10 protein-coding genes and 1 pseudogene are annotated in these 13,814 nt (G+C 71.9%); 3 read left to right on the forward strand and 8 right to left on the reverse strand.

Features of this window, described 5'->3' with window-relative positions; translation table 11 throughout:
• Window positions 1-36: 36 nt before the first annotated feature.
• Both dnaJ and hrcA read right to left on the reverse strand, forming a co-directional pair.
• The gene (gene dnaJ, locus AB0E62_RS15480; protein ID WP_030604949.1) at window positions 37-1,173 is read right to left on the reverse strand and encodes a molecular chaperone DnaJ; all 1,137 of its coding nucleotides are present in this window, start codon (window positions 1,171-1,173) and stop codon (window positions 37-39) included.
• Window positions 1,174-2,190: a heat-inducible transcriptional repressor HrcA gene (gene hrcA / locus AB0E62_RS15485; protein ID WP_189996920.1), complete on the reverse strand. Its 1,017-nt coding sequence runs from the start codon at window positions 2,188-2,190 to the stop codon at window positions 1,174-1,176.
• A 161-nt stretch (window positions 2,191-2,351) separates the two neighbouring features.
• Between hrcA and AB0E62_RS15490 the strand changes: the two genes are divergently transcribed.
• Window positions 2,352-3,074, forward strand: coding sequence for an MBL fold metallo-hydrolase (locus AB0E62_RS15490; protein WP_362192725.1), 723 nt, complete (start codon window positions 2,352-2,354; stop codon window positions 3,072-3,074).
• Between the two features lie 68 nt (window positions 3,075-3,142).
• Complete coding sequence (locus tag AB0E62_RS15495; RefSeq protein WP_362192728.1) at window positions 3,143-3,958, forward strand: DUF3097 domain-containing protein; 816 nt, start codon at window positions 3,143-3,145, stop codon at window positions 3,956-3,958.
• On the opposite strand, the pseudogene AB0E62_RS15500 reads toward AB0E62_RS15495, so the two are convergent.
• The 5 genes and pseudogenes from AB0E62_RS15500 to lepA all read right to left on the reverse strand — a co-directional run.
• Window positions 3,936-4,337, reverse strand: a pseudogene (locus AB0E62_RS15500) (Uma2 family endonuclease); the annotation flags it as partial. The gene AB0E62_RS15495 and the pseudogene AB0E62_RS15500 overlap by 23 nt on opposite strands.
• 36 nt (window positions 4,338-4,373) lie before the next feature.
• Window positions 4,374-5,606 carry a radical SAM family heme chaperone HemW gene (hemW, locus tag AB0E62_RS15505; RefSeq protein ID WP_362192731.1) on the reverse strand — a complete coding sequence of 411 codons (1,233 nt, stop codon included), beginning with the start codon at window positions 5,604-5,606 and terminating at the stop codon, window positions 4,374-4,376.
• 55 nt (window positions 5,607-5,661) lie between these two features.
• Window positions 5,662-7,482 (reverse strand): SpoIIE family protein phosphatase, encoded by a 1,821-nt coding sequence (locus AB0E62_RS15510; RefSeq protein ID WP_362192839.1) that lies wholly within the window; start codon window positions 7,480-7,482, stop codon window positions 5,662-5,664.
• 177 nt (window positions 7,483-7,659) lie between these two features.
• Window positions 7,660-9,534, reverse strand: coding sequence for a long-chain fatty acid--CoA ligase (locus AB0E62_RS15515; protein ID WP_362192733.1), 1,875 nt, complete (start codon window positions 9,532-9,534; stop codon window positions 7,660-7,662).
• A gap of 261 nt (window positions 9,535-9,795) precedes the next feature.
• The gene (gene lepA, locus AB0E62_RS15520) at window positions 9,796-11,670 is read right to left on the reverse strand and encodes a translation elongation factor 4 (RefSeq protein WP_362192736.1); all 1,875 of its coding nucleotides are present in this window, start codon (window positions 11,668-11,670) and stop codon (window positions 9,796-9,798) included.
• Between the two features lie 225 nt (window positions 11,671-11,895).
• On the opposite strand from lepA, the gene rpsT reads away from it, so the two are divergent.
• Complete coding sequence (gene rpsT / locus AB0E62_RS15525) at window positions 11,896-12,162, forward strand: 30S ribosomal protein S20 (RefSeq protein ID WP_362192739.1); 267 nt, start codon at window positions 11,896-11,898, stop codon at window positions 12,160-12,162.
• A gap of 549 nt (window positions 12,163-12,711) precedes the next feature.
• Here rpsT and holA read toward each other — a convergent pair.
• Window positions 12,712-13,701: a DNA polymerase III subunit delta gene (holA, locus tag AB0E62_RS15530; RefSeq protein ID WP_362192742.1), complete on the reverse strand. Its 990-nt coding sequence runs from the start codon at window positions 13,699-13,701 to the stop codon at window positions 12,712-12,714.
• Window positions 13,702-13,814 lie beyond the last annotated feature (113 nt).

The following is a 13,814-nucleotide window of genomic DNA, read 5'->3' on the forward strand; positions in this document are numbered from 1 at the left end:
GGCGCCCCCGACTCACCTCGGGGGCGCCTATGGGGTTCAGCGGCCGTTGAACGCGTCCTTCAGCCGGGAGAACAGGCCCTGCTGACCTGGCTGGAACTGGCCCTGGGGGCGTTCCTCGCCGCGGAGTTTGGCCAGTTCGCGCAGCAGGCGTTCCTGCTCGGGGTCCAGCTTGGTCGGGGTCTGCACCTCGACGTGCACGATCAGGTCGCCCCGGCCGCCGCCGCGCAGATGCGTGACGCCGCGGTCGTGCAGCGGGATCGACTGGCCGGACTGGGTGCCCGGCCGGATGTCGACCTCCTCCATGCCGTCCAAAGTCTCCAGCGGGACCTTGGTGCCGAGCGCCGCCGCCGTCATCGGGATGGTGACCGTGCAGTGCAGGTCGTCGCCGCGCCGCTGGAAGGTCGGGTGCGGCAGCTCGTGGATCTCGACGTACAGGTCGCCGGCCGGGCCGCCGCCGGGGCCGACCTCGCCCTCGCCCGCGAGCTGGATCCGGGTGCCGTTGTCGACACCGGCCGGGATCTTCACCGTGAGCGTGCGACGGGAGCGCACACGGCCGTCGCCGGCGCACTCCGGGCACGGGGTCGGTACGACCGTGCCGAAGCCCTGGCACTGCGGGCACGGCCGCGAGGTCATGACCTGGCCCAGGAAGGACCGGGTGACCTGCGAGACCTCGCCCCGGCCGCGGCACATGTCACACGTCTGGGCGGACGTGCCCGGAGCCGCGCCCTCGCCGTTGCAGGTGTTGCAAACGATGGCGGTGTCGACCTGGATGTCCTTGGTCGTCCCGAAGGCCGCCTCGTCCAGCTCCACCTCGATCCGGATCATCGCGTCCTGGCCGCGCCGGGTGCGCGAGCGCGGCCCGCGCTGCGACGCCGTACCGAAAAACGCGTCCATGATGTCGGAGAAGTTGCCGAAGCCGCCGGCCCCAAAGCCGCCCGCGCCGGCACCGCCGGACTGCGAGAGCGGGTCGCCGCCGAGGTCGTAGACCTGCTTCTTCTGCGGGTCCGACAGCACCTCGTAAGCGGCGTTGATCTCCTTGAACCGCTCCTGGGTCTTCGGATCCGGGTTGACGTCCGGGTGCAGCTCGCGCGCGAGCCGGCGGAACGCCTTCTTGATCTCATCCTGCGACGCGTCGCGGCGCACGCCGAGAACGGCGTAATAGTCCGTGGCCACTTACGACTCCGCCAGGATCTGTCCGACGTACCGTGCCACTGCGCGTACCGCTCCCATCGTTCCCGGGTAGTCCATGCGGGTCGGTCCGACCACGCCGAGCTTGGCAACCGCCTCGCCGCCCGAACCGTAACCGACCGACACGACGGAGGTGGAGTTGAGTCCTTCGTGGGCGTTCTCGTGGCCGATGCGCACGGTCACGCCCGGGTCCTTGGCCTCGCCGAGGAGCTTGAGGAGCACGACCTGCTCCTCCAGCGCCTCCAGGACGGGCCGGATCGTGAGGGGGAAGTCGTGTCCGAAGCGGGTGAGATTGGCGGTACCGCCGATCATCAGCCGCTCCTCGTTCTCCTCCACGAGCGTCTCCAGCAGGGTGGAGAGCACCGTGGAGACCGTACCGCGGTCCTCCGGCTCGAAGGCATCCGGGAGGTCCTCGACCAGCATCGGCACATCGGTGAACCGGCGGCCCGCGACCCTGCTGTTCAGCCGGGCCCGCAGATCCGCCAGCGAGGCCTCGCCGAACGGCGCCGGACAGTCGACCATACGCTGCTCGACCCGGCCGGTGTCGGTGATCAGCACGAGCATCACGCGCGCCGGGGCGAGCGAGAGCAGCTCCACGTGCCGGACCGTGGACCGGGTCAGCGACGGGTACTGGACGACGGCGACCTGCCGGGTCAGCTGCGCAAGCAGCCGCACCGTGCGGGCCACGACGTCGTCCAGGTCGACGGCGCCCTCCAGGAAGTTCTGGATGGCCCGCCGCTCGGGCGCGGTCATCGGCTTCACGCCCGCGAGCTTGTCCACGAACAGGCGGTACCCCTTGTCGGTGGGGATGCGCCCCGCGCTGGTGTGCGGCTGCGCGATGTACCCCTCCTCCTCCAGGGCCGCCATGTCGTTGCGGACGGTGGCCGGGGAGACGCCCAGGTTGTGCCGTTCGGTGAGCGCCTTGGAACCGACCGGCTCCTCGGTGCCCACATAGTCCTGGACGATGGCGCGCAGTACCTGAAGCCTGCGTTCACTCAGCATCCGCGCGCACCTCCAGCACGTCGTCCCTCGTCCCATCGGGTCGTCCCCCTGGCACTCCTCCCGCGCGAGTGCCAGCATTCCCCGGCCCAGTGTACGGCCGTCGGGCGCACACCGGGCAAGGTCGGGCCGCCGTACCGGGTCGTACCGCTAGCGTCGCGGGTATGACCGTGACTTGGGAAGAGCTGGGCTGGGAACGGCTGGCGGCCGGGGTGGGGCGGTGCCGGCTGCCCGGCTGGGACTGCACGGCGGGGCTGGTCATGGGCGCGGGGACGGCACTGCTCGTGGACGCCGGGTCGAGCCTGGCGGAGGGGGCCCGGCTGCGCGCGGAAGCCGGGGAACTGGCGGGCGGCCGTGTGACCCATCTCGCGCTCACCCACCCCCACTTCGACCATGTGTTCGGCGCGGCCGTGTTCGCCGGGGCGGAGGTGTACGGGGCGGTCGGCCTGGACGCGGTGTTCGCCTCCGAACGGGCGGAGCTGCGGCTGGACGCGGTGCGCAACGGGCTGCCGGTCGCCGACGCCGACGAGGCGGTGGACACGCTGGTCCCGCCCCGGCACCTGGTGTCCGGGGAGTGGACGCTGGACCTCGGCGACGGCCGCCAGGCGCTGCTGGCCAACGTGGGCCCGGGCCACACGGCCCACGACCTCGCGGTGCTGGTCCCGGGCTCCCCGGAGGTCGTCTTCTGCGGCGACCTGGTCGAGGAGTCCGGCGAGCCCCAGGCCGGCCCCGACGCGGTCCCCGCCCGCTGGCCCGACGCCCTGGACCGGCTGCTGGCGCTGGGCGGCGAGGACGCGGTGTACGTGCCGGGTCACGGGGCGGTGGTGGACGCGGCGTTCGTACGACGTCAACGGGACGAACTGGCGGCCCGGTTCGGCGTGATCTGAACGGCGTTCCGGGTCCGAGCCCGGCGTGTCGCGCTTGTCACGGCACGGCTTCTCCTATCGTCATCCGAATGCGCCAGTACTCCGCCGATCTCACCCCACCGTGGAAGAAGAAGCCGCGGCCGGCGCCGGAGGTGCCCGCCGAGCCGGGCCTGGTGGTGGAGGAGGCCGGTACCGGGTTCTGCGGGGCGGTGATCCGCTGCGAGGCGGGCACGGTCACCCTGGAGGACCGCTTCGGCAAGCACCGCGTCTTCCCCCTGGAACCCCGCGGCTTCCTGCTGGAGGGCAGGGTGGTGACGCTGGTCCGGCCGTCCTCGGCGCCGGCCCGCCCCACCCGTACGGCGTCCGGCTCGATCGCCGTCCCCCAGGCCCGCGCGCGGGTGGCCCGCGCCGGCCGCATCTACGTGGAGGGCCGGCACGACGCCGAGCTGGTCGAGAAGGTCTGGGGCGACGACCTGCGCGTCGAGGGCGTGGTCGTGGAGTACCTGGAGGGCGTGGACGACCTCCCGGCCCTCGTGGACTCCTTCGCCCCGGGCCCCGACGCCCGCCTGGGCGTCCTGGTGGACCACCTGCTGCCGGGCACCAAGGAGTGGCGGATCGCCCAGTCGGTCACCAGCGAGCACGCCCTGGTCGTCGGCCACCCGTTCATCGACATCTGGCAGGCCGTGAAGCCGTCCTCGCTGGGCATCGAGGCGTGGCCGGCGGTCCCGAAGGGCCAGGACTGGAAGACGGGCGTGTGCCGGGTGCTGGGCTGGCCGGCGGAGAACACCGGCGCGGTGTGGCAGGCCGTCCTGAAGCGGGTGGGCTCCTACAAGGACCTGGAGCCGGAGCTGCTGGGCAGAGTGGAGGAACTGATCGACTTCGTCACGGGTAGCGGTGGGGCCTGACGTCGGGGAGGGTTCCGAACTCGCTGGTGTCGAGTTCAAGCCCGAGATCCTCCAACGGAACCGGGGCGCCGAACTTGATGATCCGCTGACTGAAGTAATCAGCGTCTTCCCCTTGACCCGCGGGCTTCGTCAGCAGGACGCACTGCCCCATGATCGGGTCGAGGATGAGGTAGACGGGGATCCCGCCTGCCGCGTAGATCGAGCGCTTGACCACATAGTCCTGGTAGACGCTGGTTTCCGAGACAACCTCCGTCACGGCCGTGACCAGCCGTGACGGCAGCAGACGGCCTGCGGCAGGCAGCACGTCCGGCGCCGCGACCACCAGATCCGGGACAGGCACGCTCTCCTCGCCGACGATGCCCACGTCCTGGGTCTGAAGGGGATACGCTCCGGGGGGATCCACTCACCCGAGTGATCAGTCCACCAGGTCCCGTACCACCGCGTCCGCCAGGAGGCGTCCGCGCAGGGTGAGGACCGCGTGGCCCTGTCCGTACGGCTCCTCCTGGAGCAGCCCGTCCGCCAGCGCGCGCCGGGACGCCGCGAGTCCCTCCTCCTTGAGCAGCGACAGGGGGACCCCCTCGCGCAGGCGGAGTTCCAGCAGGATCCGCTCCACGCGGCGGTCCTCCGCCGTCAGGACCTCGCGCCCGGCGCCCGGGGAGCGGCCGTCCGCGAGCGCCGCCGCGTACGCGCCGGGGTGCTTCACGTTCCACCAGCGCACGCCGCCCACGTGCGAGTGCGCCCCCGGTCCGGCCCCCCACCAGTCGGCGCCGCGCCAGTACAGCTCGTTGTGCAGGCAGCGGCCCGCCTCGGAGGTGGCCCAGTTCGAGACCTCGTACCACTCGAAGCCCGCCCGCCCCAGTGTCTCCTCGGCGATCAGATAGCGGTCGGCGTGCACGTCGTCGTCGGTCATCGGGACCTCGCCCCGGCGGATCCGGCGGGCCAGCTGGGTGCCCTCCTCCACGATGAGCGCGTAGGCGCTGACGTGGTCGGGGCCGGCGCCCAGGGCGGCCTCCAGGGAGGCACGCCAGTCGTCGTCGCTCTCCCCCGGCGTGCCGTAGATCAGGTCCAGGTTCACGTGCTCGAAGCCCGCCGCCCTGGCCTCCGCCACACACGCCTCGGGACGGCCGGGGGTGTGCGTGCGGTCCAGGATCCGCAGCACGTGCTGCCGGGCGCTCTGCATGCCGAAGGAGATCCGGTTGAAGCCGCCCTCGCGGAGGGTGGCCAGGTAGGCGGGGTCGACGGACTCCGGGTTCGCCTCCGTGGTGATCTCCGCGTCCGGCGCGAGACCGAACTCCTCGCGGATCGCCCCCAGCATCCGTACGAGGTCCCCGGCGGCCAGCAGGGTCGGCGTACCGCCGCCGACGAAGACCGTACGGACCTGGCGGGGGTCGTCGCCCAGCACCTTGCGCGCCAGCCGGACCTCCTCGGTGAGGGTGTCCGCGTAGTTGTCCCGGGAGGCGAGCACTCCGCCGGTGCCGCGCAGCTCGGTCGCGGTGTAGGTGTTGAAGTCGCAGTAGCCGCAGCGGGTCGCGCAGTACGGGACGTGCAGGTAGAAGCCGAGCGGGCGGGCGGCGGCCCCGGCGAGCGCGGACGCGGGCAGCGCGCCGTCGGCGGGGACGGGCTCACCGTCGGGGAGTGCGGAAGGCATGCCTTCCATTGTCCAGCACCGCGGGCGTTGCCCGGCTGCCCGGACACCGGGGACGTCACTCGGCCTGGAGCACCAGCAGGGCCAGGTCGTCCGTGGGCAGGTCGGCGCCGAAGTCGTGGACCAGCCGGCGGATGCGCTCCGCGATCAGCTCGGCACCGAGCCCGGCGCAGCCGGACAGGGCGTGGGCCAGACCGTCGCCGTCGTCGAACTGGCGGGTGCCGGAGCGCCGCTCGGTCACCCCGTCGGTGACGCACAGCAGGCTGTCGCCGGACCGCAGCTCGACGGTCTCGCTGGTGTACGTCTCGTCCTCCACCACACCGAGCAGCGTCTGCGGGCCGGCGACGGTGCGCACGGTGCCGTCCGGGGCGAGGACCAGCGGCAGCGGGTGGCCGGCCGAGGCGAGGGTGCAGCGGACCCCGTCGGCGTGCGGGGTCAGCTCGCCGTAGAGGAGGGAGAGGAAGCGCGTCTGCGGGCCGTCCCCGAGGGCGGGCGGCCCGCCCCCGGCGGCGACCAGGGCGCGGGCCGCGGCGTCGGCGGCCTCCGTGGCGTCGTCCAGCAGCAGTTGGTTGAGGCGGTCCAGGACGTCGGCGACGCCGTACCCCTCGCGGGCGAGCAGGCGCAGCCAGGGACGGGCGAGGCCGATCACCACGGCCGCCTCGGGGCCCTTGCCCTGAACGTCGCCGACGGCGAAGCACCAGCGTCCGTCGCCCGCCGGGAACAGGTCGTAGAAGTCGCCGCTGGGGCCGCCCTGGTCGCAGGGTTCGTAGACGAGCGCGCTGCGCACGCCGGGGATCTCGGCGACCGCGCCGGGCAGCAGACCGCGCTGGAGGACGGCGCTGATGGTGGCCTGGCGGGCGTACTGGCGGGCCGCGCCGATGGCCAGGGCGACCCGCCGGCTCAGGTCCTCCACCAGGCCGGTGATCTCGTCGGGGAAGCCGGCCGGCCCGCACCGGCCGAGGACCAGCGTGCCGAGCGGCCGGCCGCCCGCGATCAGCCGGTAGGCCAGCGCGGTGCCGTCGGTGCCGTGGGGGCCGAGGGCGTGGCCGGGCCAGGGGTAGGGCTCGGGGCCGCAGCGCACCCCGTCGGGCGGGCGCGGCGGCTCCTTCTCCAGCGCGGCGCGCAGTTCCTCGATGCGCGCCTCGCTGGCGTGCCAGACCCGGGCGGGGCCGTCGCAGACGCCGCCGCGGACCGTCGCCTCGTCCGCCAGCCAGACCGCGCACCAGTCGGCGAGCCGGGGCACGATCAGCTGGCCGGTGAGCGCGGCGACCAGGCTCTCGTCGAGCTGCCCGGCGAGCAGGTCGGACGCCTCGGCGAGGAAGGACAGGGCGCCCCGGCCGAGCCAGTCCCGGTCGCCGTCGGCGCGGTGCGGCTGCGGGGCGAGGTCCTCGGCGACCTCCAGGGCGGGGCCGGGCACGGGTCCGTCCAGGGCGTCGCTGCCGCCCGGGGGCAGCCGGGCCCAGACGGTCTTGGCGCCGGTGCGGTAGGTGACGCCCCAGGACTCGGCGAGTGTGGCGACCAGGCGCAGCCCGCGGCCGTACTCGGGTGTGTCGTACGGCGCCTCGCCGCTCGCGGCGTCCCGGGGGGCGCGGGAGGGGTGCAGGTCGCGCACCTCGATCACGAACGCGCCGGTCTCCTCCAGCCGCCACTCCACGTGCACCTCGGTGCCGGCGTGCACGACGGCGTTGGTGACCAGTTCGCTGACGACCGCCATGGCGTCGTCGGCGAGCCGCGCCGGGATCCCGGGCACCCCGGCCAGCGCGGCCCGTACCAGCGCGCGGGCCGACCCCGGGGCGAGGGGGCTCCCGGGCAGCGTGGCCCGCCCGCGCGCCGCGTCTGGCTGAGACTCGCTGTCCCGCTGTGCGGGTATGGCCGCCATGTCCATGCGGCCAGGGTGACAGACCGGACCCGCCTATAAGCGCCGAGTCACGGAACTGACCGGAAGACGGAACCTTTCGAGCGCCGCTGAGCGTTAAAGCGGGCGAGGCCGTGCCGATACGCGGTCCCGGCACCGGATGTGGCGTGAAACCGCGGCCGGCCCGGTCGCCGCCGGGGCCTACGCCTCCCTGGTACCGGCGTACATCTCGTCGATCAGGTCCTTGTACGTCCGCTCCACCACCGGCCGCTTCAGCTTCAGGCTCGGCGTGATCTCGCCGTGCTCCACGTCGAGGTCGCGCGGCAGCAGCCGGAACTTCTTGATGGTCTGCCAGCGCTGGAGCCCGGCGTTGAGCTGCCGTACGTACCCGTCGACCATCTCCACCGTCTGCGGCGCGGCCACGACCTCGGCGTACGGCCTGCCCTCCAGGCCGTTCTCCGCGGCCCACTGGAGGATCGCGGGCTCGTCCAGGGCGATCAGGGCGGTGCAGTAGTTCCGGTCGGCGCCATGCACGAGGATGTTGGACACGTACGGGCACACCGCCTTGAACTGGCCCTCGATCTCGGCCGGGGCGACGTACTTGCCGCCGGAGGTCTTGATCAGGTCCTTCTTGCGGTCGGTGATGCGCAGATAGCCGTCGGGCGACAGCTCGCCGATGTCGCCGGTGTGGAACCAGCCGTCGGACTCCAGCACCTCGGCGGTCTTCTCGGGCTGCTGGTGGTAGCCCTGCATGATGCCGGGGCCGCGCAGCAGGATCTCGCCGTCGTCGGCGATGCGGACCTCGGTGCCGGGCAGCGGCTTGCCGACCGTGCCGGTGCGGTAGGCCTCGCCGGGGTTGACGAAGGAGGCGGCGGAGGTCTCGGTGAGGCCGTAGCCCTCCAGGATGTGGATGCCGGCGCCGGCGAAGAAGTAGCCGATCTCGGGCGCGAGCGCGGAGGCGCCGGAGACACAGGCGCGCAGCCGGCCGCCGAAGGCCTCGCGGAGCTTGGCGAAGACGAGGGTGTCGGCCACCTTGTGCCGGGCGGCGAGCCCGAAGGGCGCCGAGGCGACGCCGGTGCGGCGGAAGTTGTCCTGCGTGACCTTGGCGTACTCGCGGGCGACCTCGGCGGCCCACTGGAAGATCTTGTACTTGGCCGCGCCGCCCTCGCGGGCCTTGGCCGCCACGCCGTTGTAGACCTTCTCGAAGATGCGCGGCACAGCCGCCATGTAGGTCGGCCGCACCACCGGAAGGTTCTCGATGATCTTGTCGACGCGGCCGTCCACGGCGGTGACGTGCCCGACCTCGATCTGGCCCGAGGTGAGCACCTTGCCGAAGACGTGCGCGAGCGGCAGCCACAGGTACTGCACGTCGTCGATGGTCACCAGGCCGGTCGCGGCGATCGCCTTGGCCATGTACGCCCAGTTGTCGTGCGGCAGGCGCACGCCCTTGGGGCGGCCGGTGGTACCGGAGGTGTAGATGAGGGTGGCGAGCTGGTCCTTGGTGATCGCGCCGACCCGCTCCTTGATCAGCTGCGGGTGCCGCTCCAGGTAGTCGGCGCCGCGCTCCTCCAGCTCGGCGAGGGTGATCACCCAGTCGCCGGGCTCCACACCGGCCGGGTCGATCACCACGACCTTGGTGAGGGCGGGCAGCTCGGGGCGCTTCGCGACGGCCTTGGCGAGCTGCGCCGCGTCCTCGGCGACCAGCACCCGGCTCTCGGAGTCGGAGAGGATGAACGCGGACTCGTCGGCGTTGGTCTGCGGGTAGACGGTGGTGGTCGCGCCGCCGGCGCACATGATGCCGAGGTCGGCGAGGATCCACTCGACGCGGGTGGAGGAGGCGAGGGCCACTCTCTGCTCGGGCTCGATGCCCAGCTCGATGAGCCCGGCCGCGATCGCGTAGACCCGGTCCGCCGCCTCCGCCCAGCTGAGCGACTTCCAGTCGTCGGGGCCCTCACCCGCGGCCGGCGGAACGGGGTAGCGGTAGGCCTCGGCGTCCGGTGTGGCCGCCACGCGCTCCAGGAAGAGGGCCGCCACGGACGGCGGACGGTTCTCGATCAGGGTCTGTGTGTCGCTCACGACATCCTCCGGGGCCCGCGACGGTGCGGCTGACTCGATACGGCTGGGTTGACTCACGGTGGGGTGGCGGACTGTTGTTTAACTCGCGAGTAACTAACGAGCAGGGATCAGGGTAAGGCGCGACCGCCCGGCGCGTAAGGGGCATCGGCCCGACACTTTCCGACACGGAGCCGCGCTCCCTACGCACGGGGGCCCGCCGCGCTTTCGCACGACGAGCCCCCACATGCCCGCTTTGCGGCCGTGACCGGCCGTGACCAGCGGTTACTTCTTGCCCTTGGCCGACCCCGCGCTGTCATCGCTGGACAGGACCGCGATGAAGGCCTCCTGCGGAACCTCCACGGAACCCACCATCTTCATCCGCTTCTTGCCTTCCTTCTGCTTCTCCAGCAGCTTCCGCTTACGGGAGATGTCACCGCCGTAACACTTGGCGAGGACGTCCTTGCGGATGGCGCGGATGGTCTCGCGGGCGATGACCCGGGAGCCGATGGCGGCCTGCACCGGCACCTCGAAGTTCTGCCGCGGGATCAGCTCCTTGAGCTTGGCGACGAGCCGCACGCCGTACGCGTACGCCTGGTCCTTGTGGGTGATCGCCGAGAAGGCGTCCACCTTGTCGCCGTGCAGCAGGATGTCGACCTTGACCAGGGAGCTGCTCTGCTCGCCCGTGGGCTCGTAGTCCAGCGAGGCGTAGCCGCGCGTCTTGGACTTCAGCTGGTCGAAGAAGTCGAAGACGATCTCCGCGAGCGGCAGGGTGTAGCGGATCTCGACCCGGTCCTCGGAGAGGTAGTCCATGCCCAGCAACGTGCCCCGCCGGGTCTGGCACAGCTCCATGATGGCGCCGATGAACTCGGTGGGCGCGAGGATCGTCGCCCGCACGACCGGCTCGTACACCTCGGCGATCTTGCCCTCGGGGAACTCGCTCGGGTTGGTGACGGTGACCTCGCTGCCGTCCTCCAGGATCACGCGGTAGACCACGTTGGGGGCGGTGGCGATCAGGTCGAGACCGAACTCGCGCTCCAGCCGCTCCCGGATCACGTCCAGGTGCAGCAGGCCGAGGAAGCCGACGCGGAAGCCGAAACCGAGCGCGGCGGAGGTCTCCGGCTCGTAGACCAGCGCGGCGTCGTTGAGCTGGAGCTTGTCCAGGGCCTCGCGCAGCTCCGGGTAGTCGGAGCCGTCCAGCGGATACAGACCGGAGAAGACCATCGGCTTCGGGTCCTTGTAACCGCCGAGCGCCTCGGTGGCGCCCTTGTGCTGGCTGGTGACCGTGTCACCGACCTTTGACTGCCGGACGTCCTTGACGCCGGTGATGAGGTACCCCACCTCACCGACGCCGAGGCCGTCGGCCGGCAGCATCTCCGGCGAGCTGACCCCGATCTCCAGCAGCTCGTGCGTGGCGCCGGTCGACATCATCTTGATGCGCTCGCGCTTGTTGAGCTGGCCGTCGATGACACGGACGTACGTCACGACACCGCGGTACGAGTCGTACACCGAGTCGAAGATCATCGCGCGGGCGGGGGCGTCGGCGACACCGACCGGCGCGGGGATCTCCTTGACGACCTTGTTCAGCAGCGCGTCCACGCCGAGACCGGTCTTCGCCGAGACCTTGAGCACGTCGTCCGGTTCGCAGCCGACCAGGTTCGCCAGCTCCTCGGCGAACTTCTCAGGCTGCGCCGCCGGCAGGTCGATCTTGTTCAGCACCGGGATGATCGTGAGGTCGTTCTCCATCGCCAGGTAGAGGTTGGCGAGGGTCTGCGCCTCGATGCCCTGGGCGGCGTCGACCAGGAGGATGGTCCCCTCGCAGGCGGCCAGCGACCGCGAGACCTCGTAGGTGAAGTCGACGTGCCCGGGGGTGTCGATCATGTTGAGGATGTGGGTCGTGCCCTGGTCGGGGCCCTCGGTGGGGGCCCAGGGCAGACGCACCGCCTGGGACTTGATCGTGATGCCGCGCTCGCGCTCGATGTCCATCCGGTCGAGGTACTGAGCACGCATCTGCCGCTGCTCGACCACACCGGTGAGCTGGAGCATCCGGTCGGCGAGCGTGGACTTGCCGTGGTCGATGTGCGCGATGATGCAGAAGTTGCGGATCAGAGCCGGGTCGGTACGGCTCGGCTCGGGCACATGGTTAGGGGTCGCGGGCACGCAGGGTCCTGTCTCTTGAGGCGCCTTATGCCTCGGGTCGGATCGTTACGTAGTCTCCATGGTCCCACGGGGAGGAACCTGGAGCCGTTTTGGGCTGCCCGGAGGGCCACTGGTACTGTAGATGGCTGTGCCTCATGCCCTCTCAGCGCGAGGCACGACCGAATAGTTTGGATCACTGGCACGGGACCCTCGCGGCCCCGCGCCTGAACCTGAAAAGGCTCCTTCGTGGCGAACATCAAGTCTCAGATCAAGCGGAACAAGACCAACGAGAAGGCCCGGCTGCGCAACAAGGCCGTCAAGTCCTCTCTGAAGACCGCGATCCGCAAGGCCCGCGAGGCCGCTGCCGCGGGTGACACCGAGAAGGCCACCGAGCTGCAGCGCGCTGCCGCGCGTGCGCTCGACAAGGCCGTCTCCAAGGGCGTCATCCACAAGAACCAGGCCGCCAACAAGAAGTCGGCGCTTGCTTCCAAGGTCGCTTCGCTCAAGGGCTGAACCTCCTTTCTGATCTGATCGCCGGAAGGACCCAGAGCGGGCCCTCTCTCATCCGCTCCCGACCGGCACCCCCGGAGCCACGCGCGGCCTGCGTTCGCCACGCGGGCGTGGATCCACAAGCTTGATCCAACGGCCCCGGCGCCTTCGCCTTTCCCCAAGGCGGGTGCCGGGGTCTTTGGCATGCGCGGGGAGGGGGCGTCGTTCAGGGGAGCGCGTCATGGACCGGGCGCGAGTCACCGGTGGGGCGGGTCACTGCTGGGGGCGGGGCGGTCGGGTCACAGGGGCGCTGGGGTGGCATTCACGGCTGGGGGCGGGGGTGGGGCGTCCGTTCCGCAGGCGGGACCGGGCACCCCGTGGTGGCTCATCGGTGAGCGGAGCCGGGCCGTCCCTGGCCGTGTCCCGGTGGTGGGGTTCCGGTGACCGTGTTCCCGTGGCTTGTGTCCCGGTGGGTGCGGCGAGCCACCCCGGCCGGTGCCTCGGGGCCGGCCGGGCGGGCCGACCCGCCGGCCTTCTTTGTGCCGGCTCGTCGCCGGGCGGCAAACCGGGCGGTCAGGCCCGGCCTCTGGAGCGGGCGGCCCGGGCGATCACCACGACCGCCTTCTCCAGGGCGTACTCGGGGTCGTCGCCGCCGCCCTTCACGCCCGCGTCCGCCTCCGCGACCGCTCTGAGCGCCACCGCGACCCCGTCCGGCGTCCAGCCCCGCATCTGCTGGCGCACCCGGTCGATCTTCCACGGCGGCATGCCCAGCTCACGCGCCAGATCGGCCGGCCGGCCGCCCCGGGCCGAGGACAGCTTGCCGATCGCCCGCACACCCTGCGCCAGCGCGCTGGTGATCATCACCGGCGCGACGCCCGTCGCCAGGGACCATCTGAGGGCCTCCAGCGCCTCCGCCGTCCGCCCCTCCACGGCCCGGTCGGCGACCGTGAAGCTGGAGGCCTCGGCGCGACCGGTGTAGTACCGCCCGACGATCGCCTCGTCGATCGTCCCTTCCACGTCGGCGACCAACTGCGAGACCGCCGAGGCCAGCTCCCGCAGATCGCTCCCGATGGCATCGCAGAGCGCCTGGCACGCCTCGGGGGTGGCCGACCTGCCGAGGGAACGGAACTCCCCCCGCACGAAGGCCAGCCGGTCCGCCGGCTTGGTCATCTTCGGGCAGGCGACCTCCCGCGCGCCCGCCTTGCGCGCGGCGTCCAGCAGCCCCTTGCCCTTGGCGCCGCCGGCGTGCAGCAGCACCAGGGTGATCTCCTCGGCGGGCGAACCGAGGTACGCCTTCACATCCTTGACCGTGTCGGTGGACAGGTCCTGCGCGTTGCGTACGACCACGACCTTGCGCTCCGCGAAGAGCGACGGGCTGGTCAGCTCGGCGAGCGTGCCGGGCTGCAGCTGGTCCGGGGTCAGGTCACGTACGTCCGTGTCGGCGTCGGCGGCCTTGGCAGCGGCCACCACCTCCCGCACGGCACGGTCGAGCAGGAGGTCCTCCTGGCCCACGGCAACGGTCACCGGGGCGAGAGGGTCGTCATTCGCAGTCTTCCTGGCCATCGCTTACAGCATCCCACGCGCCACTGACAGCCAACCGGCCCCGCCACCCTGACCGGTCCCGGAGCGGACCCTGAGGGCGGCTCGGGGTCACGGCATCGCGGGGTCACGACGGC

It is taken from the genome of Streptomyces sp. NPDC038707 (assembly GCF_040636485.1).
In the GTDB taxonomy this organism is placed as follows: domain Bacteria; phylum Actinomycetota; class Actinomycetes; order Streptomycetales; family Streptomycetaceae; genus Streptomyces.